This window comes from Bacillus sp. JKS001846 (assembly GCF_900176455.1).
Lineage (GTDB): Bacteria > Bacillota > Bacilli > Bacillales > Bacillaceae_G > Bacillus_A > Bacillus_A cereus.
This window is the reverse complement of sequence record NZ_FWYG01000001.1, coordinates 5,198,251-5,220,000: the sequence shown is the minus strand read 5'-3', so window position 1 is coordinate 5,220,000 and position 21,750 is coordinate 5,198,251. Positions and strand designations below refer to the sequence as shown.

The window sequence follows — 21,750 nt, the reverse complement described above, 5'->3', positions numbered from 1 at the left end:
TCCCAAGGCTAAATACTCCCTAGTGATCGATAGTGAACCAGTACCGTGAGGGAAAGGTGAAAAGCACCCCGGAAGGGGAGTGAAAGAGATCCTGAAACCGTGTGCCTACAAATAGTCAGAGCCCGTTAACGGGTGATGGCGTGCCTTTTGTAGAATGAACCGGCGAGTTACGATCCCGTGCGAGGTTAAGCTGAAGAGGCGGAGCCGCAGCGAAAGCGAGTCTGAATAGGGCGTTTAGTACGTGGTCGTAGACCCGAAACCAGGTGATCTACCCATGTCCAGGGTGAAGTTCAGGTAACACTGAATGGAGGCCCGAACCCACGCACGTTGAAAAGTGCGGGGATGAGGTGTGGGTAGCGGAGAAATTCCAATCGAACCTGGAGATAGCTGGTTCTCCCCGAAATAGCTTTAGGGCTAGCCTTAAGTGTAAGAGTCTTGGAGGTAGAGCACTGATTGGACTAGGGGTCCTCATCGGATTACCGAATTCAGTCAAACTCCGAATGCCAATGACTTATCCTTAGGAGTCAGACTGCGAGTGATAAGATCCGTAGTCAAAAGGGAAACAGCCCAGACCGCCAGCTAAGGTCCCAAAGTGTGTATTAAGTGGAAAAGGATGTGGAGTTGCTTAGACAACTAGGATGTTGGCTTAGAAGCAGCCACCATTTAAAGAGTGCGTAATAGCTCACTAGTCGAGTGACTCTGCGCCGAAAATGTACCGGGGCTAAATACACCACCGAAGCTGCGGATTGATACCAATGGTATCAGTGGTAGGGGAGCGTTCTAAGGACAGTGAAGTCAGACCGTAAGGACTGGTGGAGTGCTTAGAAGTGAGAATGCCGGTATGAGTAGCGAAAGACGGGTGAGAATCCCGTCCACCGAATGCCTAAGGTTTCCTGAGGAAGGCTCGTCCGCTCAGGGTTAGTCAGGACCTAAGCCGAGGCCGACAGGCGTAGGCGATGGACAACAGGTTGATATTCCTGTACCACCTCTTTATCGTTTGAGCAATGGAGGGACGCAGAAGGATAGAAGAAGCGTGCGATTGGTTGTGCACGTCCAAGCAGTTAGGCTGATAAGTAGGCAAATCCGCTTATCGTAAAGGCTGAGCTGTGATGGGGAAGCTCCTTATGGAGCGAAGTCTTTGATTCCCCGCTGCCAAGAAAAGCTTCTAGCGAGATAAAAGGTGCCTGTACCGCAAACCGACACAGGTAGGCGAGGAGAGAATCCTAAGGTGTGCGAGAGAACTCTGGTTAAGGAACTCGGCAAAATGACCCCGTAACTTCGGGAGAAGGGGTGCTTTCTTAACGGAAAGCCGCAGTGAATAGGCCCAAGCGACTGTTTAGCAAAAACACAGCTCTCTGCGAAGCCGTAAGGCGAAGTATAGGGGGTGACACCTGCCCGGTGCTGGAAGGTTAAGGAGAGGGGTTAGCGTAAGCGAAGCTCTGAACTGAAGCCCCAGTAAACGGCGGCCGTAACTATAACGGTCCTAAGGTAGCGAAATTCCTTGTCGGGTAAGTTCCGACCCGCACGAAAGGTGTAACGATTTGGGCACTGTCTCAACCAGAGACTCGGTGAAATTATAGTACCTGTGAAGATGCAGGTTACCCGCGACAGGACGGAAAGACCCCGTGGAGCTTTACTGTAGCCTGATATTGAATTTTGGTACAGTTTGTACAGGATAGGCGGGAGCCATTGAAACCGGAGCGCTAGCTTCGGTGGAGGCGCTGGTGGGATACCGCCCTGACTGTATTGAAATTCTAACCTACGGGTCTTATCGACCCGGGAGACAGTGTCAGGTGGGCAGTTTGACTGGGGCGGTCGCCTCCTAAAGTGTAACGGAGGCGCCCAAAGGTTCCCTCAGAATGGTTGGAAATCATTCGTAGAGTGCAAAGGCATAAGGGAGCTTGACTGCGAGACCTACAAGTCGAGCAGGGACGAAAGTCGGGCTTAGTGATCCGGTGGTTCCGCATGGAAGGGCCATCGCTCAACGGATAAAAGCTACCCCGGGGATAACAGGCTTATCTCCCCCAAGAGTCCACATCGACGGGGAGGTTTGGCACCTCGATGTCGGCTCATCGCATCCTGGGGCTGTAGTCGGTCCCAAGGGTTGGGCTGTTCGCCCATTAAAGCGGTACGCGAGCTGGGTTCAGAACGTCGTGAGACAGTTCGGTCCCTATCCGTCGTGGGCGTAGGAAATTTGAGAGGAGCTGTCCTTAGTACGAGAGGACCGGGATGGACGCACCGCTGGTGTACCAGTTGTTCTGCCAAGGGCATAGCTGGGTAGCTATGTGCGGAAGGGATAAGTGCTGAAAGCATCTAAGCATGAAGCCCCCCTCAAGATGAGATTTCCCATAGCGTAAGCTAGTAAGATCCCTGAAAGATGATCAGGTTGATAGGTTCGAGGTGGAAGCATGGTGACATGTGGAGCTGACGAATACTAATAGATCGAGGACTTAACCATATAATATGTAGCAATGTTATCTAGTTTTGAGAGAACATAAAAAACTTGTTGACTTTTAAAGTAAATAAGTTATAATAATGATTGTCTCAAAAGAATAATGTCTGGTAATGATGGCAGAGAGGTCACACCCGTTCCCATACCGAACACGGAAGTTAAGCTCTCTAGCGCCGATGGTAGTTGGGACCTTGTCCCTGTGAGAGTAGGACGTTGCCAGGCAATATTATTCCGCAGTAGCTCAGCGGTAGAGCTATCGGCTGTTAACCGATCGGTCGTAGGTTCGATTCCTACCTGCGGAGCCATTGGAGAGCTGTCCGAGTTGGCCGAAGGAGCACGATTGGAAATCGTGTATACGTCACAAGCGTATCAAGGGTTCGAATCCCTTGCTCTCCGCCATAGGATTTATAGTATTTGGCCCGTTGGTCAAGTGGTTAAGACACCGCCCTTTCACGGCGGTAACACGGGTTCGAATCCCGTACGGGTCACCACTTTGGAGGATTAGCTCAGCTGGGAGAGCACCTGCCTTACAAGCAGGGGGTCGGCGGTTCGATCCCGTCATCCTCCACCATATAAATTTTATATGAATAGTATTATCGCGGGGTGGAGCAGCACGGTAGCTCGTCGGGCTCATAACCCGAAGGTCGCAGGTTCAAATCCTGTCCCCGCAACCAAATGGTCCCGTGGTGTAGTGGTTAACATGCCTGCCTGTCACGCAGGAGATCGCCGGTTCGACCCCGGTCGGGACCGCCATTTTAATAAGGCTCGGTAGCTCAGTCGGTAGAGCAGAGGACTGAAAATCCTCGTGTCGGCGGTTCGATTCCGTCCCGAGCCACCATTTATTTTAATAAAATACGCCGGCTTAGCTCAATTGGTAGAGCAACTGACTTGTAATCAGTAGGTTGGGGGTTCAAGTCCTCTAGCCGGCACCATGTAAGTTTCGGAGGGGTAGCGAAGTGGCTAAACGCGGCGGACTGTAAATCCGCTCCTTCGGGTTCGGCAGTTCGAATCTGCCCCCCTCCACCATTTACATAGGGGCATAGTTTAAAGGTAGAACTGAGGTCTCCAAAACCTCCAGTGTGGGTTCGATTCCTACTGCCCCTGCCAAATATATTTACACAACATGGCGGTTGTGGCGAAGTGGTTAACGCACCGGATTGTGGCTCCGGCATTCGTGGGTTCGATTCCCATCAGTCGCCCCATTTTTATTTTAAAAATTACAAATAATCTAATGGATACTTACATATAATTAAGTAAGAATTCGATGGGCTATAGCCAAGCGGTAAGGCAACGGACTTTGACTCCGTCATGCGCTGGTTCGAATCCAGCTAGCCCAGCCATTTTTGCGGAAGTAGTTCAGTGGTAGAATACAACCTTGCCAAGGTTGGGGTCGCGGGTTCGAATCCCGTCTTCCGCTCCAATAAAATTTAATATGGCGGCATAGCCAAGTGGTAAGGCAGAGGTCTGCAAAACCTTTATCACCGGTTCAAATCCGGTTGCCGCCTTTTCTTTTGTGCCGATGTGGCGGAATTGGCAGACGCGCACGACTCAAAATCGTGTTCCTTCGGGAGTGTCGGTTCGACCCCGACCATCGGTATCATGAACGGCGTAAAAAAGCTCTATACAATTAGTATAGAGCTTTTTTGTTTTCTTTTCATTACATGACAAAATAAGCAGAAAAAGTATTGTATATACAATATTTCTTTCGAGTACTCTAGAGAGAATTTCTCCACCCCGGTGACATGAAGTTAAATCCGATACCACCAGTAGATATTAGTACACTATCAACGGTTAAGTTTGTAACCTCTAAAAACTTCTTTTCAAACCCTTCTCTGTTGTACTTATACATAGTTGAGTGGCACGCCCGCATATGCGTTGAAGTACTTAACCAGTCCCCTAAATCTTTTAATTCAGGGAACGACTCAAATTGAATTGGTTCATCTAATTTCATGAATCTCACTTGATAGATAGTTGGGTTTAACTTTTCTTCTATCCCTTTAAGACTATGTGCTTTTTTCTCATTTGAATGTGTCATAATTCTCCCTCTCTCTTTTCTTCAAATTTTCCCCTATTTTTATTATACAGCAATAGAAAGTAATTATAGGAATATTATAGAAAAAGGTGTCAGCAATATAAAAAGACTCTAACAGAAATGTTAGAGTCTTTTTGTTAAATTATACTATGTGCTTCTAAAATTCGTAATAAACGTAGGAATTCATGTATAATATAACTTGTCGAAAGAACAAAATGATAGTGATTTATATTATGTCTGTAATATGAATCAAAAATGAACTTTTTATATTTCTTTTAAAAATGTGTTGAACACACATTATATTTCATATTAATATTTTTATGTAGATTTAAAACGGGAAAGAGAGTGGAAAGTATGGGCCGTAAATGGAACAATATTAAAGACAAAAAAGCATCAAAAGATGCAAATACAAGCCGTATATACGCGAAATTTGGGCGTGAAATTTATGTGGCAGCAAAACAAGGCGAGCCAGATCCAGAATCAAACCAAGCGCTAAGAGTTGTATTAGAGCGTGCGAAAACATACAATGTTCCAAGAACAATTATTGATCGTGCAGTTGAAAAAGCAAAAGGCGGTTCAGAAGAAAATTATGACGAGCTTCGTTATGAAGGATTCGGACCAAATGGAGCTATGGTTATTGTAGATACACTTACAAATAACGTAAACCGTACTGCAGCAGATGTACGAGCTGCATTTAGCAAAAACAGTGGTAATATGGGTGTGAACGGTTCTGTAGCTTACATGTTTGATGCGACAGCTGTTATCGGCCTTGAAGGTAAAACATCAGATGAAGTTCTTGAAATTTTAATGGAAGCAGATGTAGATGCACGTGACATTCTAGAAGAAGAAGATTCTGTTATCGTGTATGCTGAACCAGATCAATTCCATGCAGTACAATCTGCACTTAAAGGTGCTGGCGTTGAGGAGTTTACAGTTGCAGAATTAACAATGCTTGCACAAAGTGATGTAACACTTCCTGAAGATGCTCAAGCACAATTTGAGAAAATGGTTGATGCATTAGAAGATTTGGAAGATGTTCAACAAGTTTATCACAACGTAGACTTAGGAGAGTAATACGATAGATGACCCTTTTCGCTTAGCGGATAGGGTCTTTTTTATGAAGTTAATTAAGGTGATGAAGTATTAAAGGTATTTTGTTGTAGGTAGTGAATATGATTATAGGGATATATAAAATATTCATTATCTCTAGGAGGCTTAATATGGAACATAAGACACCAAAGCATATAGTTGCTGTAGCAGGTTATTTAACAAATGAAAAAAATGAAGTGTTATTAACAAAAGTGCACTGGCGAGCTGATACGTGGGAGTTGCCAGGAGGACAGGTAGAAGAAGGCGAAGCGCTCGATCAAGCTGTCTGTAGGGAAATAAAAGAGGAAACAGGGTTAACGGTGAAGCCTATCGGAATTACAGGGGTTTATTATAATACCTCTATGCATATTCTAGCTGTTGTTTTTAAAGTAGCATATATAAGTGGTGAAATAAAAACTCAACCTGAAGAGATACAAGAGGCTAAATTTGTTGATTTAAATGAAGAGAACATAGATGAGTATATAACGCGTCCTCATATGAAATCCAGAACGCTTGATGCAATGAGAGCAACACATTTTATTCCGTATGAAACGTGGGAAGTACAGCCGTATAATTTAATAGGAAGATTGTAAAGAAAAGAGTAGCCGATTTGAGATACATTCGAATCACTACTCTTTTTTGTATACTGTTTAAGAAAAAGGTCAAAATAATAATAGCACTAGTATTGATTTGTAGAACGTTTGTTCTGTATAATAAATCTATATGTTATATACATTTAGATTACTAGATAGTCAAAAGTATATATATTTGTAGATGATATAATTAAAGTGTAAAGTGAAAATATAATAGTCTTAAGGGTTTCTCTTTTATTGGTTATTCGTGCTTTAACATAACCTATATTCAATATTTCAGATGAATAGTAGATAAAAAAATACTGTGATACAATACTTTTTTATCCCACTATTTGCTGGGCAGTAAGCCTGATTGATGAGGGCTCATTAAAGTTTCACTTTATACCTTACAATGATGTAAGGTACGTGTAAGAGAAATCGATGGGATATTTTTTTACAACAATGTATTCTTAAAGTAAGAGTTATATGCTGTGTGGAAAAGAGGTGTTCAAGATGAAAGAACGAGTATTATCTAGGGTGAACTATCATCAAAAAGTTGCATTAAATCCAATGACTAAACTTTTTTATAAAGCCATTATATTATTATTATTGTTAAGTTGTACGTTATTATTCATTGGAAATGTAATGATTGAGAAAAGTGATATTAGTAAATTACATGTACCGGCTAAGTTAGAGGTGCCAGAATCATTAACACATGCATTTATTGCGACAGAAGATAAAAGATTTTATCATCATAACGGTTTAGATTATATAGCAATTATTAGAGCCTCAGTTGAGAATATAAAGGCTGGTGGTGTCGTGCAAGGAGGAAGCACGATTACACAACAGCTATCTAAAAATGCTTTTTTAACAAATGAACGTACATTTTCTCGTAAGTGGAAAGAGATTTTTTATACGAAAAAAATTGAACGCACATTTACGAAGGATGAAATTTTAAAATTATATGTAAGTAATATTTATTATGGAGAAGGAGCGTGGGGAATTGAAAAAGCAGCAAACCTTTACTTCGGTAAAAAGGTGAACCAATTAACGTTGGCTGAAAGTGCAATGATGGCTGCTGTAGTAAAAGCACCTGCTTATTACTCACCTGCCCAAAACTATGATAAAGCAGTAGAGAGACGAAATGTCGTTTTGAGACTAATGGAGAAAGAAGGCTATATAAGCCATGATGAGTATGTTCAAGCAGTTAGTGAGAAATTAGTAATTCGTCATGATATAAAAATAGAGCAGTCGATGTTAAATAGCGCGCGTAAAAAAGCAGTAAGTTAAGAGAAGTTCCTACAGAGGAGCTTCTTTTTTTGAATAAATTGTGACAAATTGTGACACAATATCGTCACAATTATTGTGTTTTTGTAATTTATGTGAGCGTGTTCATTGCGTGACGTATATAAGTGTTGATATTATGTGTATTGTGTACAATGCTGTATACAGAATATGAATTTAAAGAGGAATGTATATGAAATCAAATAAACTCATGGCTCTTGGTATAGTTTTTTCTATCGCAGTATTGATTGTAATTGGAACAATTGCGTATAGCATCATAAATGACAAAAAAGATAAAGGGAATGAGATGTTTGCTTATTCTACGCAACAATCTTTAGGGAAAGATGATGCTCCAGTTAAGGTAGTTGAATTTGGAGACTTTAAATGTCCTGCTTGTCGTACTTGGGATGTAACAGTATTACCTCGATTAAAAGAAGAGTATATTGATAAAGGCAAAGTGCAGTTATATTTTATTAACTTCCCATTTATCGGAAAAGACTCGGATTTAGGTGCAGCAGCTGGTGAAGCAATTTATAAACAAGATAAAGATTCATTCTGGATCTTCTATGATGAGATTTATCAAAATCAAAAGAAAGATACGGAAGAATGGATTACAGAAGATTTGCTTCTTAGCATTGTGAAAGAGAAACTTCCAAAAGTTGATGTAGAGCAATTTAAGAAAGATTTACACAGTAAAGACATTAAAGAAAAAGTACGTAAAGATTCAGATCGTGCTCAAAAATTAAAAGTTCAAGGTGCTCCTTCTGTATATGTAAACGGAAATCTTGCAAACCCTGATTTCGATAGTATGAAGAAGGCAATTGATAAAGAATTGAAAAAGTGATGAGGTCTCTCATCACTTTTTCGACTTTTTTCGATAAAATTCTTGCCTCTACTTTTTTTACATGCTATACTACTTTACATAAGTTATTCTAATATCTTATATGTAATTCATATTTGCGGGTGTAGTTTAGTGGTAAAACAAGAGCCTTCCAAGCTCTGGTCGAGAGTTCGATTCTCTTCACCCGCTCCAAATTTTATTAAATGTTTTTCTATAAATTGTGATCAACGCAGTGTTTCGTTTCCGAGATAAACGAGGCATTGCGTTTTTTAATGTTTGAAAAACCTAATTACATGCGAAAATAGAAGTAAATAATAGTATTCCAAAAGTGAATTACTAACCAATAGAGTCGTTACATAAGGGATGGATTCATCTGAGGAGGCGATTAAGAGTGGATTTTGAACAATTAAAGCAAGATGTAATTGCGTATAGTAAAACAATTGGCATAGATAAAATAGGCTTTGCGAGTGCTTCTCCTTTTGAGGAATTAAAGCAGCGCTTAATCCAGCAACAACAATTAAATTATCAATCTGGATTTGAAGAGCCTGATATAGAGAAGAGAACGAATCCGCAACTGTTATTACCGGGTGCTAAATCAATTATTGCGATTGCTTTAGCATATCCTTCAAAATTAAAAAATGCACCATTAAGTAAGCGTGGAGAACGCCGTGGGATTTTTTGTCGTGCTTCTTGGGGACAAGATTATCATCTTGTTTTACGAGATCGTTTGCAAAAATTAGAAGCATATTTAATTGAAAAACTTCCGGATATAGAAGTGAAGTCCATGGTTGATACAGGTGAATTAAGTGATCGAGCTGTATCAGAGCGTGCAGGCATTGGATGGAGCGGTAAAAACTGCTCTATTATTACACCTGAATTTGGTTCGTACGTATACTTAGGGGAAATGATTACAAATGTTCCATTCCCGCCAGATAAGCCGATAGAAGATCAATGCGGGGGCTGTACGAAATGTATCGATATTTGTCCTACCGGTGCTTTAATACAGGGGGGACAGTTAGATTCGAAGAAGTGCATTGCGTTTTTAACACAGACGAAAGGATTCCTACCTGAAGAATATCGCGATAAAATAGGAAATCGTATATATGGATGTGATACGTGTCAGACTGTTTGCCCGAAAAACAAAGGAATGGATTTTCATAATCATCCTGAGATGGAGCCGGATCCTGAGCTAGTTAAACCATTATTAACGCCACTTTTAACAATTAGTAATCGTGATTTTAAAGAGAAATATGGGATTATGTCAGGGTCATGGAGAGGGAAAAAGCCACTGCAAAGAAATGCGATTTTAGCATTAGCACATTTTAAAGAAACATCGGCAATTCCTGATTTAATTGGTGTTATGAAAGATGACCCAAGACCAGTACTACGCGGAACGGCAGCATGGGCACTTGGGAAAATTGGCGGAGATGGAGTAGGCGAAGCGATTGAGAAAGCGATGGAACGTGAGAAAGATGAAGAAGTGCTTCATGAAATGAATCGCGGGCTTGAATTGTTAGCACAGAAAAAAGAGTAGATAATATTTCCCTTTTTCATATTGTAATATGGGAGGGAGACAGAATGGTTGTAAAAACGAAGATTGAAAACCAAGTACAACAATTTTTAGCATATATAACGGAGAAAAGAACGAATGTGGATGGTATTGCTGAGGATTTACTACAAATGGCACTGAGAAAGAAACAATTGTTTCAAAGACGTAGTGCACATATAGTGAAAGCAACTGCGGATGTTTCTTTCATTAGACAATTAAATAGTAATGACCATCAAGAAATTGATTATCAAATACATTTTAAATATTTAATTAAGCATAAAGAATTATTTTATATTGAAGAGGAACAATTAAAACGAAGAGTTTGTTTAAATAATAGTCGGATTATAGGCGATTATGCTATTGAAGTGTCAGAAGAAATTAGAATGGGTGAGACATTAGAAAGGGAAATTACGAAAGAGAAGTACGGTTCTTATCAGTATAATCGTTTAGAGGCAGTGAAATATGCAGAGCGTTGGTGGGATGACCGAAATCCTATGTATCGTAATTTCCCTGATAATTGTACGAATTTCATTTCTCAATGTCTTCATACTGGAGAAGTACCTATGAGCGGATATCCTAATATTCGTAAAGGATGGTGGCAAAGGGAGAATCAGTGGAGCTGGAGCTGGGCTGTTGCACATTCTTTTTATTGGTATTTGTCAGGTGCTACAACAGGACTTCGAGCAGAGGCGGTAGAGAGGCCAGAAGAACTTATTCTTGGAGATGTCATTGCTTATGATTTCGAGGATGACGGAAGATGGAATCATACGACGATTGTAGTAGCAAAAGATGCAGATGGTATGCCGCTTGTAAATGCACATTCAGCGAATAGCCGTCGACGTTATTGGAACTATGAAGACTCTAGTAAATATACACCACAAATGAAATATAAATTCTTTCATATTATTAATGGGTAGAGATTTTTCGCTCAAGTGGTATAATACGTAGTAGACAAAAAACAGAGGTGAATATCGCGTGGGAGTACATGTTGTTTTATATCAGCCAGAAATTCCAGCAAATACAGGGAATATTGCTCGTACTTGTGCAGCAACTGGAACAGAATTACATTTGATTAGACCGCTTGGATTTTCAACGGATGATAAAATGTTAAAGCGTGCAGGATTAGATTATTGGCAGCACGTAAAAATTACGTACTATGATTCAATTGAAGAATTTTATGAAAAAAATAAAGACGGTGAATTCTTCTATTTAACAAAGTATGGCGAGAAAGCTCATACAGCGTTTGACTATAGCAAGCGCGAGAAGGATTACTATTTTGTATTTGGAAGAGAAACAAACGGCTTACCAGCTAATGTAATCGAAGAAAACTTTGATCATTGTTTACGTATTCCAATGACAGATAAAGTACGTTCATTAAATTTATCTAATACAGCAGCAATTTTAATTTATGAAGCGTTCCGTCAACAAAATTACCCTGGATTAGATTTAGAAATCGTTTATTAAAAGTCGCCATATGGCGACTTTTTTTTATAAAATAAAAATAATATATAATCATACATTTAAAAGAGAGGACATAATCATATAGAATGGGATATATGATTAAAAATAGATAAGACGGGTTGAGATAAATATGAAGGAAGAATATAGTAATCAAAATACCTTTTTAAGTATGATAGATATGGATTTAATTAGACAAGGATTATTACATGCTATTCAAGATTTAGTATTCATATTGAAAGTTATTGATAATGAAACGTTTCAATATATGTATGTGAATAAAATAGGAATGGATTATGCTAGGTTAAGCGAAGAGTGCTATGGAAAAACCTTTGCAGAAGTATTACCAAAAGATATAGCGGGGATATTGCAAAGGCAATATGCAAAAGTAGTGAGAGAAGCGAAAGCACACACCTTTTGTGATGTAGTCAATTTACCAAAAGGTGAGATACACTATGAATCTTCACTTAATCCTGTCTGCGACGAAGAAGGAATATGTCAATTTGTTATTTGTATTACAAGAGATATTACAGCTCAAATTGAGGAGAAGACAGAGATAGAGGAAAAACAAATGTTATTTAAGTCGTTACTGGAATATAATAATGACTCAATTATATCTATAGATTCTATAGGGAGAGTTACATATGCAAATCCGGCAACGTATGAAATATTTGGATACCGGTATGAGGAATTAAATAATAAATTTATTTTTGAATTCATTAATAAAGAATATGAAAAAGATTTTCAAATTATATTTAAGGGATCGATGCAAGGAAAAGCAAAACAAATTGTTTCAAAGAAATATGTTCATAAAGAAGGGTACGAGCTATATATTTCTTTGAGAACTATCCCGATTATTGTGAACGGTGAAATTGTTGGGATTTATATTGTTACGAGAGATGTTACAAGGCAAGTATTAAACGAAATGCGAACAGAATATTTAGCTTACTATGACCAGTTAACGGGATTAATGAATAGAATTTCATGTACAAATAAGTTAAATACTTTTTTAAATGAGAGTGTAAATTTTGCACTTGTATTTATAGATTTAGATGAGTTTCATCGTATTAATGATACATTTGGTCATAAAGAGGGAGATAAAGTATTACAAAAAGTTACAGAATGTTTAAGTAATCTAAAAATAGAAGATATGCACTTATTTAGAGAACACGATGATCAATTTGTTATGTTGATAGAAAATATAACGAAAGAATATGTAGAGGAAGTTGCAAAAAGCATATTAAAAAACATTAGTGAATATTTTGTAATCGAAGAAGAAGATGTATATTTAAGCGCGTCAATTGGAATTGTAATGGCTCCAACAGATGGAGAAGATGAAAAAATACTATTTCAGAGAGTCGATGCTGCTTTAGAAAAAGCAAAAGAAAAAGGAAAAGGACATTATCATTTTTATTGTAGTGGATTAGACTGTGAGCGTGAACAAAGGTTTATAATAGAAAACCAGTTACATCGTGCTATAGAAAAAAATGAATTTTTCTTATATTATCAGCCACAAATTAATATTGAAACGAAAAAAATAGCTAGTATGGAAGCTTTAATAAGGTGGGAGAATAAGGAATTAGGATTTGTTTCTCCAAACCAATTTATCCCGTTGGCAGAAAGAACAGGATTTATTATTAAGCTGGATGAATGGGTAGTAAATCAAGTGTGTCAGCAATTGCGCGAATGGTTAAATAAAGGGTATGATGTGGTCCCAATTGCAGTTAATATTTCAGCTAGACACTTTCGTTCTATTACATTAATAGAGATGATTACACGGGCTTTAAATAAGTACAATGTACCAACTCATTTATTAGCGATAGAGGTTACAGAAGGAGCTCTTATACATAAAGATATATCGAAGAGAGTGTTACTACAATTAAAAGAGCAAAATTTAAAGATTCATTTAGATGATTTTGGAACAGGCTATTCATCTTTAAGTTATTTAAAAACATATCCAATTGATACTTTAAAAATTGATCGTTCTTTTATGGAAGGTATACATATAGATGAACGTGATACGAATATTACAGCTGCAATTATTCATTTAGCTCATACTTTAGAATTGAATGTAATTGCAGAAGGAGTAGAAAAAAAGGAGCAAATACAGTTTTTGAAAGAAAAGAATGTGAAGCTTGTACAAGGTTATTATTATAGCCGACCACTATCCAAATATGATATGGAAAATATGTATTATAAATAAAAAATGATGTGCTAAAAGCACATCATTTTTTATGTGTACCTGGTTTGTCATTGTAACCGGATGTAAAAATAGCTGTAAGAAATGTGAGTGATACACCTAAAATTAATAATAATTTCATACTAATATCCTCCTTACTTTTTTCGGTTCATGAGTTTTATTTATTATCCAAAATGTATGTAAGGTTCTTAGAAGAAAAGAATTTATTTATAATGAATAGCAGTGTAAAAACGTTAATACCTATATTATACAGAATTTTCTTTGAATTTTGGAGAGAATTTTAGTGTGCTATTATATATTTCGTTTTGATTTAAAGAATGTTTAAGGACATCCTAGCATACCTTTTATAATAATCCGATTGAACAAGGAGATGGGGGAGGAGCTATAATGGATATTCTAAAAAAGATTGAACAGCATCGAGCAGCAGAAGAGCGTTTACAATGGGAAGGTACGTTTGCGGAGTATTTGGAGCTTGTGAAAGAAAGACCATGGGTGGCTCAAACAGCACACTCTCGCATTTACAATATGATAAAAGATGCTGGAATTGAAGAAGTCGATGGTAGAAGAAAGTATAACTTCTTTAGTAATCAGCTCTTTGGATTAGAGGATGCTCTAGAACGTCTTGTAGAGGAATATTTTCATCCATCTGCAAAACGATTAGATGTTAGAAAAAGAATTTTATTATTAATGGGTCCTGTTAGTGGAGGGAAATCAACGTTAGTTACAATGTTGAAACGAGGATTAGAAACATATTCAAGAACAGATCGCGGAGCAATTTTTGCAATTAAAGGATGCCCAATGCACGAGGATCCACTGCATTTAATTCCACATCATTTACGAGATGATTTCTTTGATGAGTATGGGGTTAGAATTGAAGGGAATTTATCACCACTAAATGTCATGCGTTTAGAGCAAGAATACGGATCAAGAATTGAGGATGTAGTTGTAGAGCGTATTTTCTTCTCTGAAGATCGTCGTACAGGGATTGGTACATTTAGCCCGTCTGATCCAAAATCACAAGATATTGCAGATTTAACAGGTAGTCTGGACTTTTCTACGATTGCAGAATATGGTTCAGAATCAGATCCGCGTGCGTATCGATTTGATGGAGAATTAAATAAGGCAAACCGAGGAATGATGGAGTTCCAAGAGATGTTAAAATGCGATGAGAAGTTTTTATGGCACTTATTATCGCTTACGCAAGAAGGGAATTTCAAAGCGGGAAGATTTGCGCTTATTTCAGCAGATGAATTAATTGTAGCGCATACGAATGAAACAGAGTATCGCTCATTTATAGCAAATAAGAAAAATGAAGCATTGCACTCAAGAATTATTGTAATGCCAGTTCCTTATAATTTACGAGTAAGTGAAGAAGAACATATTTATGAAAAAATGATTCGTGAAAGTGATGTATCGAATGTTCACATTGCACCACACACACTTCGCGTTGCAGCAATGTTCACCATTTTAACTCGTTTAAAAGATCCGAAGCGTCCGGATATTGATTTAATTAAAAAGATGCGTTTGTATGATGGAGAAACGGTAGAAGGTTATAATGCGATTGATGTAGAAGAATTACAACGCGAATATCAAGATGAAGGTATGAAGGGTATTGATCCTCGTTATGTCATTAACCGAATTTCGTCTACAATCATTCGAAAAGAGGTACCATCTATTAACGCGTTAGATGTACTTAGATCTTTAAAAGATGGGCTAGATCAGCATCCATCCATTAGTAATGAAGACCGTGAACGTTACATGAACTTCATCTCATTAGCGAGAAAAGAATACGATGAAATCGCGAAGAAAGAAGTACAAAAAGCGTTTGTTTATTCATATGAAGAATCAGCTAAGACGCTTATGGATAATTACTTAGATAACGTCGAGGCGTACTGCAATAAATCGAAATTACGTGATCCGTTAACAGGAGAAGAAATGAGTCCAGATGAAAAATTAATGCGCTCAATTGAAGAGCAAATTGGAATTTCAGAAAATGCTAAGAAAGCGTTCCGTGAAGAGATTTTAATTCGCATTTCTGCTTATGCCCGTAAAGGAAAACGCTTTGATTATAATTCACATGAACGTCTTCGTGAAGCGATTCAGAAAAAACTATTTGCTGATTTAAAAGATATAGTGAAAATTACAACGTCAACGAAAACGCCGGACGAAAATCAGCTTAAGAAGATCAATGATGTTGTTGCGCGTTTAATTGATGAGCATGGCTATAATTCTTCTTCAGCAAATGAATTACTACGCTATGTAGGTAGCTTGTTAAACAGATAGTTTGATAACAAAACGCTGTCTCTTGTATTTTGCGGGACAGCGTTTTATTATCCGTTCATATGTGTATAAAGTGTCATACCTTGTCCAAATGTAATAAATTAAGATGCAATTTTATGAATTTATTGTCAATTATTTTTACAATATGCATATGATAGAGTAACCAACCATTCATACGAAAAAAGCCAACACAATACAATATGTTGCAAAGTAAAAATATGTGCAACAATGCATTGTGTTTCTTTCTTATCAGTGGCTGAATATTTCTTTCTATTATGTGAGTGGCAAAATTTTGTTTAGGATGCTCGGGGTATTGTATGAAAAACGTTATAAATGTTTATGGGATGATTTTCTGTGGGCAGTTACCTTTCAAACATTCTAGCTTGCACATTACAGAACAAAATTTATAGATTGCTGTTCATACAGGAAGACAATTACAGTAAGGAGGGAAAGGAATGGGCGAAGAAAATCAACCAAATTATACGATTTCACAGGAAAACTGGTCCCTCCATCGCAAAGGATATGACGACCAACAGCGCCATCAAGAAAAAGTACAAGAGGCAATTAAGAATAATTTACCCGATCTTGTAACAGAAGAAAGTATAGTTATGTCTAATGGCAAGGATGTTGTAAAAATACCAATTCGTTCTCTAGATGAATATAAGATTAGATACAATTATGATAAAAATAAACATGTTGGGCAAGGAAACGGTGACAGCAAAGTTGGTGATGTCGTTGCGAGAGATGGATCAGGTGGTCAAAAACAAAAAGGGCCAGGAAAAGGGCAAGGAGCAGGAGATGCAGCTGGGGAAGATTACTATGAAGCTGAAGTCTCTATTTTAGAATTAGAGCAAGCATTTTTCAGAGAGTTAGAACTGCCTAATTTAAAGAGAAAAGAAATGGATGAAAACCGGATTGAACATGTTGAATTTAATGACATTAGAAAAACAGGATTATGGGGAAATATCGATAAGAAAAGAACAATGATATCCGCATATAAACGAAATGCAATGAGTGGTAAAGCATCTTTTCATCCAATTCACCAAGAAGACTTAAAGTTCCGCACTTGGAATGAAGTATTAAAGCCAGATTCAAAAGCTGTTGTATTAGCGATGATGGATACGAGTGGATCGATGGGAATATGGGAGAAATATATGGCACGTAGCTTCTTTTTCTGGATGACAAGATTTTTACGCACAAAGTATGAAACAGTTGATATTGAATTTATTGCTCATCATACAGAAGCGAAAGTCGTTACAGAAGAAGAATTTTTCTCAAAAGGAGAAAGTGGCGGAACGATATGTTCTTCCGTATATAAAAAAGCATTAGAACTTATCGATAATAAATATTCACCAGACCGCTATAATATTTATCCATTCCATTTTTCAGATGGTGATAATTTAACATCAGATAATGCTAGATGTGTAAAACTTGTTGAAGAGCTAATGAAGAAGTGTAATATGTTTGGGTATGGGGAAGTGAACCAGTATAATCGCTCATCATCTACCCTTTTCTCGGTTTATAAAAAGATTGAGGATGAGAAGTTTAGGTATTATATACTGAAGAATAAGAGGGATGTTTTTAACTGTCTTAAAAAATTTTTCATGGTAAATTGAATATGTGTATTTATAAATTATCAATATTTATCTAATGCAAATTAATCAGAGAAAATATATTATGTTTCTAAAGGGGTACATTTTAATGTGGAAAAGATAAAAAATGTTTGTATATGCTGCGAAACAAATGAAAGATGGTTTTGAAGAAAATGATTTCTTTTTAGGTATATTAATCAATAATTAGTATTGACCATCTATAATTAATCTTGTTTTATTACCAAATATTCAAGATAGTAACAGGGTTGTAGAGTGTTACAGAAGTGGAAGAGCATAAAAAGATATTAAGTATTATTTTTCTATTATAATTTTTAGCGAAAACCATATACATGACAAAAAAAGACAGGTTTATTATCTGTGAACTGCACCCCAATTGTTAGACACAGTCTAACAATTGGAGGTGTAGTTTTTTTATGACTAAATTTACTTCAGAAGACAAAATGAATGCAGTAATACATTATCAAGATGGAAGTGAGAGTATAAAAGATATTGCGAAATCATTGGGAGCGAATCACGAAGTGGTTCGCATGTGGATAAAACAATTTGAATATCATGGAATCCGGGCCTTTGAAAAAGGCTATACAACGTATTCTGCACAGTATAAACTAGACGTACTAAATTATATGTTCGAAAATGGGACGTCTCCAAACGAAACGGCAGTCATTTTTAATATTTCTTCACCTGGACTTATTAGAAAATGGCGTATTCAGCTACATCAAAAAGGAGTAGACGCCCTTAAATCGAAGAAAAAGGGGCGTCAATCTATGACTAAGGACAATCAAAAATCAATTAAGAAACAAACACAAACAGAAGAGTCAGTAGAAGCATTACAAGCTGAATTGGAGCGTTTGCGTATGGAGAATGCTTATTTAAAAAAGTTGAATGCCTTAGTTCAAAACAAGGAAAAATCACCAAACAAGATAAGGCGCAAGTAATCTATGAACTAAGGAAAGCATTTCCGGTGCAGACACTTTTAAAATTAGCAGAACTCCCACGAAGTACATATTATTACTGGATACAGAATTCTAATCGGCCAGATAAAGATAAAGAGCTAAAGATCTTAATTCAAAACATTTACGATGAACACCAAGGTCGTTATGGATATCGCCGTATTCGCGATGAGTTAATGAACCAAGGACACAAAATCAACCATAAAAAAGTTCAACGAATTATGAAAGAGTTAGGTTTAAAGAGTCTAGTTCGTATGAAAAAATATCGCTCGTATAAAGGACAAGTAGGTAAGATTGCGCCAAATATTTTAGAACGTAATTTTAAAGCTGAAAAGCCGAACGAAAAATGGGTTACAGACATAACAGAATTTAAATTATGCGGCGAGAAGCTCTACTTATCACCGATGTTAGATCTATTTAATGGAGAGATAATCGCTTATACAATTGATTCAAGACCACCTATTCACTTGTATCGAAGATGTTGGAGAAGTCTTTTCAACAATTGACAGAAGAAGACGAACTCCTTATTCACTCTGATCAAGGCTGGCATTATCAAATGAAGAAGTATCGGCACGCCCTAAAGGAACGCAAGATTACGTAAAGTATGTCTCGTAAAGGGAACTGTTACGATAATGCGGTTATTGAAAGTTTCTTTGGTATTATGAAATCTGAATTTCTTTATCTAAAAGATTTTGAAAGCATAGAACACTTTAAACAAGAATTTGAAAAATATATCGATTATTATAATCACAAAAGAATTAAGGCAAAACTAAAAGGCATGAGTCCGGTACAATATCGAACTCATGCCCTAAAGGCTGCCTAATGAAACGACCTGTCTAACTTTATGGGGTCAGTTCATCTGGAAAGTCTGTCTTTTTTGTCGTGTATATTTCATTTTTAATGATGATTAAAAATCCCTAAAGGGATTTGTTTTTTCAATTTTTTATTTTAGTATTTTTTGTATTAGAGCTATACGAAGTTACTACATACTGGATGTATTTTTTTGCTTGAGAACTTTTTTAAACTTTATATAACAAGCTATTCTCCACGGAATTAAATAGCAAATAGTAATTAAGAAAATTAACATACTGAGTGTACCTGGATCAATGATAGAAATATGTTGTCGGAAATAATAACGCAAAGCAATCATAAGGGCAAAAGTAATTATAAAAGCAGGGCTTTTCTTCGTATAAATTAAACCATCATTTCGTATTTCGTAATCTGACCATATAATAAGAGGAATAGAAAGACCAATTCCTAAAAAAATAGCTATTAATAATTGAAGGTATGTTACATGCCCAGGGTTAAGAAAAAATACAAATCCTGGTGTTAAGAATAGGAGTGGAAGAATTATTCGTTTTCCTTTTCCCTTAGTTGGTTTGTGCATAGATCGAATTCTACGCACTAAAATGAGGGCGCCAATAAATAGAAACAAAGAAGTAGCTGGTATAACAGTTTGCATAGATAAGTATCCTCCCAAAATATGTTTATTGTATATTTTTAAAATAAACTGCACTTAAAAAAGACAACTATATAAAATTTGAAGCGAAGAAGTTATCCCTTTATTGCTGTTTTTATTTCATTTATGTTTTTTACAAGAATACGTTTATGAAGATTCTTATGTGCAGTAGTTATTGATAACTTATAATCAGAATGTATATGCAACTGATTAAAGTATTTATAGGGATTACTTTTATAAACAGAGTCTATAGATATTTCATTGTTCATTATGAAAAATGAAAAGGTGTTGAAAGGCATAAAAAATCCTTTTCCATGTGCTTTAATAAAGCTCTCTTTTAATGTCCATAAAGTATAAAAATAATCTAGCTGCTTTTCAGTAGGTTGTAATAGCAAATGCTTATACTCATCATCTGAGAAAAAGCATTTAGCTATCTCAAAATCTATAGGTTTAATTTGTTCAATGTCTATTCCAACGGGTGCATGATGGTCTATAGCACAAACCACCCACTCTCCAGAATGGGAAATATTAAAATGAAAACTTGGTTTATTATACAAATAAGGTTTTCCAAATTCATTAAATTTGAAATGTATATTAGAGTTTGAAATATTAAATTCCTCACAAATAATAGATCGAATTAATAAATCCCCCAATAAGGAACGTAGGGCATCTTTTTGCTTTCTAAAACAAAGTATTCTTTTTTTTTTATCTTCATTTATAAAAATAAATAAATCTTTGAATTCCTTGGAATTAATGTTTTGATTTATATTAATTGCATAAATAGTAGTCATGAATTCACCATCAGCTATCTCTGGTCTCCTCTGAATTAATTACGTAAGGTATAAAAAAATTAACCATTCTAAAATACCACAGAAATATAAATTTGATTTTTTGTAAGATATTATAAAAATAGTTCATGGGATATTGTGTTTTAAATTATATTCAAAAAGATGGGGTTCGTAAATGCTTTCGGAGTTGGGGGAATTTCGCCCTATATATTTATTATTAATAATAAATATATAGGGCGAAATTAACAAGAATTTTATCTAATCAATACTATTTATATTATGAATAGTATTAAATTTAAATATATTGTTGGTGAAACAAAATCCCCCAATTTACATAAATGAATAGGCGCTATAAGATTTATATGTGAATATTTGAAACTATTTTAAGATATCTATTAATGGGGAGAGTAGAGCGAATTGATTAAACTATTTTGTTTGCCGTATGCCGGTGGCTCAGCGGTTGTATATAGTAAATGGACAAAAAAATTAGAGGATTTCATTGAATTATATCCAGTAGAATTGGCGGGAAGAGGTAAAAGATTTAACGAACCTTTTTATGATTCAATGGAGGATGCTGTTAATGATATTTTTAATCAAATTAAAGATCATTTAAATCAAACTTATGCTTTCTTTGGACATAGTATGGGAAGTCTTTTAGTTTATGAGTTATGTCAAAAAATAAAAAAAATGGGTTATCCGGAACCATCTCATATTTTTTTTTCCGGAAGAGAAGCTCCCCAAACTGTAAAAGATGAATATACAGTATATGATCTTCCGGATGAAGAGTTTATAAAATATGTTTTTCACTATGGTGGTATGCCAGAATCCTTTCTTGAGAATAAAATGTTATTAGATATCTTTATTCCAATTTTAAAAGCAGATTTTAAAATAGTAGAAACATATCAATATATTGAGAAAGATTTTAATTTAAATTGTGATTTTTCCATTCTTTCAGGGGAAAAGGATCAAAAATTAGATTTTGCCAATTTGAAGGGATGGGAAAAATTTACTATAGGTAATTGTACTTATTTTACTTTTGAAGGTGGTCATTTCTATATAAATGAAGATATTGAAAATACTATTGCATGTATAAATAAACAATTAAAAAAATGTGTAATTGAATGATGTAGTATTAATTAGTTTTTATAACAGTTATATAAGTATAAAGTAATAAGAAGTGAGA

The 21,750-nt window shown here is 36.3% G+C and carries 14 protein-coding genes, 16 tRNA genes, 2 rRNA genes and 1 pseudogene (1 of these 33 only partly in view); 30 read left to right on the top strand and 3 right to left on the bottom strand.

Annotated elements, in window-relative coordinates:
* The 17 genes from B9A45_RS27765 to B9A45_RS27685 all read left to right on the top strand — a co-directional run.
* Positions 1–2,458 (top strand): 23S ribosomal RNA (locus tag B9A45_RS27765) (it extends 464 nt beyond the left edge of the window).
* Between the two features lie 100 nt (positions 2,459–2,558).
* Positions 2,559–2,674, top strand: a 5S ribosomal RNA gene (rrf, locus tag B9A45_RS27760).
* Between the two features lie 8 nt (positions 2,675–2,682).
* Positions 2,683–2,757 (top strand) — tRNA-Asn (locus tag B9A45_RS27755).
* 2 nt (positions 2,758–2,759) lie between these two features.
* Positions 2,760–2,851 (top strand) — tRNA-Ser (locus B9A45_RS27750).
* A 17-nt stretch (positions 2,852–2,868) separates the two neighbouring features.
* A tRNA-Glu gene (locus B9A45_RS27745) sits at positions 2,869–2,943 on the top strand.
* 4 nt (positions 2,944–2,947) lie between these two features.
* Positions 2,948–3,023: transfer RNA gene (locus B9A45_RS27740), tRNA-Val, on the top strand.
* Between the two features lie 26 nt (positions 3,024–3,049).
* A tRNA-Met gene (locus B9A45_RS27735) sits at positions 3,050–3,126 on the top strand.
* A gap of 3 nt (positions 3,127–3,129) precedes the next feature.
* Positions 3,130–3,205: transfer RNA gene (locus tag B9A45_RS27730), tRNA-Asp, on the top strand.
* A 9-nt stretch (positions 3,206–3,214) separates the two neighbouring features.
* Positions 3,215–3,290: transfer RNA gene (locus B9A45_RS27725), tRNA-Phe, on the top strand.
* 18 nt (positions 3,291–3,308) lie between these two features.
* Positions 3,309–3,384 (top strand) — tRNA-Thr (locus B9A45_RS27720).
* A 10-nt stretch (positions 3,385–3,394) separates the two neighbouring features.
* Positions 3,395–3,478: transfer RNA gene (locus tag B9A45_RS27715), tRNA-Tyr, on the top strand.
* Positions 3,479–3,485: 7 nt separating this feature from the next.
* Positions 3,486–3,559 (top strand) — tRNA-Trp (locus B9A45_RS27710).
* Between the two features lie 19 nt (positions 3,560–3,578).
* A tRNA-His gene (locus B9A45_RS27705) sits at positions 3,579–3,654 on the top strand.
* A 63-nt stretch (positions 3,655–3,717) separates the two neighbouring features.
* Positions 3,718–3,792, top strand: a tRNA-Gln gene (locus B9A45_RS27700).
* Positions 3,793–3,797: 5 nt separating this feature from the next.
* A tRNA-Gly gene (locus tag B9A45_RS27695) sits at positions 3,798–3,872 on the top strand.
* 14 nt (positions 3,873–3,886) lie between these two features.
* Positions 3,887–3,957: transfer RNA gene (locus B9A45_RS27690), tRNA-Cys, on the top strand.
* 10 nt (positions 3,958–3,967) lie between these two features.
* Positions 3,968–4,049: transfer RNA gene (locus tag B9A45_RS27685), tRNA-Leu, on the top strand.
* Positions 4,050–4,166: 117 nt separating this feature from the next.
* Here B9A45_RS27685 and B9A45_RS27680 read toward each other — a convergent pair.
* Positions 4,167–4,487 (bottom strand): DUF3884 family protein, encoded by a 321-nt coding sequence (locus B9A45_RS27680; protein WP_016112116.1) that lies wholly within the window; start codon positions 4,485–4,487, stop codon positions 4,167–4,169.
* A gap of 351 nt (positions 4,488–4,838) precedes the next feature.
* Between B9A45_RS27680 and B9A45_RS27675 the strand changes: the two genes are divergently transcribed.
* The 12 genes and pseudogenes from B9A45_RS27675 to B9A45_RS27610 all read left to right on the top strand — a co-directional run bounded on the left by B9A45_RS27675 (position 4,839) and on the right by B9A45_RS27610 (position 19,143).
* Positions 4,839–5,558, top strand: a complete 720-nt coding sequence (locus B9A45_RS27675; protein ID WP_000532952.1) for a YebC/PmpR family DNA-binding transcriptional regulator — start codon at positions 4,839–4,841, stop codon at positions 5,556–5,558.
* A 146-nt stretch (positions 5,559–5,704) separates the two neighbouring features.
* The gene (locus B9A45_RS27670; RefSeq protein ID WP_000400456.1) at positions 5,705–6,166 is read left to right on the top strand and encodes an NUDIX hydrolase; all 462 of its coding nucleotides are present in this window, start codon (positions 5,705–5,707) and stop codon (positions 6,164–6,166) included.
* 492 nt (positions 6,167–6,658) lie between these two features.
* Positions 6,659–7,435, top strand: coding sequence for a transglycosylase domain-containing protein (locus B9A45_RS27665; RefSeq protein ID WP_000664715.1), 777 nt, complete (start codon positions 6,659–6,661; stop codon positions 7,433–7,435).
* Between the two features lie 187 nt (positions 7,436–7,622).
* The gene (locus B9A45_RS27660; protein ID WP_000841306.1) at positions 7,623–8,273 is read left to right on the top strand and encodes a DsbA family protein; all 651 of its coding nucleotides are present in this window, start codon (positions 7,623–7,625) and stop codon (positions 8,271–8,273) included.
* Between the two features lie 115 nt (positions 8,274–8,388).
* Positions 8,389–8,462, top strand: a tRNA-Gly gene (locus B9A45_RS27655).
* Positions 8,463–8,661: 199 nt separating this feature from the next.
* On the top strand, positions 8,662–9,804 hold the full coding sequence (queG, locus tag B9A45_RS27650; RefSeq protein WP_000345216.1) for a tRNA epoxyqueuosine(34) reductase QueG: 1,143 nt from the start codon (positions 8,662–8,664) through the stop codon (positions 9,802–9,804).
* A gap of 44 nt (positions 9,805–9,848) precedes the next feature.
* Complete coding sequence (locus tag B9A45_RS27645) at positions 9,849–10,736, top strand: amidase domain-containing protein (protein WP_000260592.1); 888 nt, start codon at positions 9,849–9,851, stop codon at positions 10,734–10,736.
* Between the two features lie 58 nt (positions 10,737–10,794).
* A complete protein-coding gene (gene trmL, locus B9A45_RS27640) occupies positions 10,795–11,283 on the top strand; it encodes a tRNA (uridine(34)/cytosine(34)/5-carboxymethylaminomethyluridine(34)-2'-O)-methyltransferase TrmL (protein WP_000538147.1) in 489 nt (162 codons plus the stop codon).
* Between the two features lie 127 nt (positions 11,284–11,410).
* On the top strand, positions 11,411–13,480 hold the full coding sequence (locus B9A45_RS27635; protein WP_000657169.1) for a sensor domain-containing protein: 2,070 nt from the start codon (positions 11,411–11,413) through the stop codon (positions 13,478–13,480).
* Between the two features lie 384 nt (positions 13,481–13,864).
* Positions 13,865–15,760 (top strand): PrkA family serine protein kinase, encoded by a 1,896-nt coding sequence (locus tag B9A45_RS27625; protein WP_000353273.1) that lies wholly within the window; start codon positions 13,865–13,867, stop codon positions 15,758–15,760.
* A 452-nt stretch (positions 15,761–16,212) separates the two neighbouring features.
* Positions 16,213–17,373 carry a sporulation protein YhbH gene (gene yhbH, locus B9A45_RS27615; protein ID WP_084065535.1) on the top strand — a complete coding sequence of 387 codons (1,161 nt, stop codon included), beginning with the start codon at positions 16,213–16,215 and terminating at the stop codon, positions 17,371–17,373.
* A 410-nt stretch (positions 17,374–17,783) separates the two neighbouring features.
* Positions 17,784–19,143, top strand: a pseudogene (locus tag B9A45_RS27610) (IS3 family transposase).
* 159 nt (positions 19,144–19,302) lie between these two features.
* On the opposite strand, the gene B9A45_RS27605 reads toward B9A45_RS27610, so the two are convergent.
* Complete coding sequence (locus tag B9A45_RS27605) at positions 19,303–19,782, bottom strand: CcdC family protein (RefSeq protein WP_063546370.1); 480 nt, start codon at positions 19,780–19,782, stop codon at positions 19,303–19,305.
* A gap of 92 nt (positions 19,783–19,874) precedes the next feature.
* Positions 19,875–20,570, bottom strand: coding sequence for a 4'-phosphopantetheinyl transferase family protein (locus B9A45_RS27600; RefSeq protein ID WP_084065534.1), 696 nt, complete (start codon positions 20,568–20,570; stop codon positions 19,875–19,877).
* A 414-nt stretch (positions 20,571–20,984) separates the two neighbouring features.
* On the opposite strand from B9A45_RS27600, the gene B9A45_RS27595 reads away from it, so the two are divergent.
* The gene (locus B9A45_RS27595; RefSeq protein ID WP_256891721.1) at positions 20,985–21,692 is read left to right on the top strand and encodes a thioesterase II family protein; all 708 of its coding nucleotides are present in this window, start codon (positions 20,985–20,987) and stop codon (positions 21,690–21,692) included.
* Positions 21,693–21,750 lie beyond the last annotated feature (58 nt).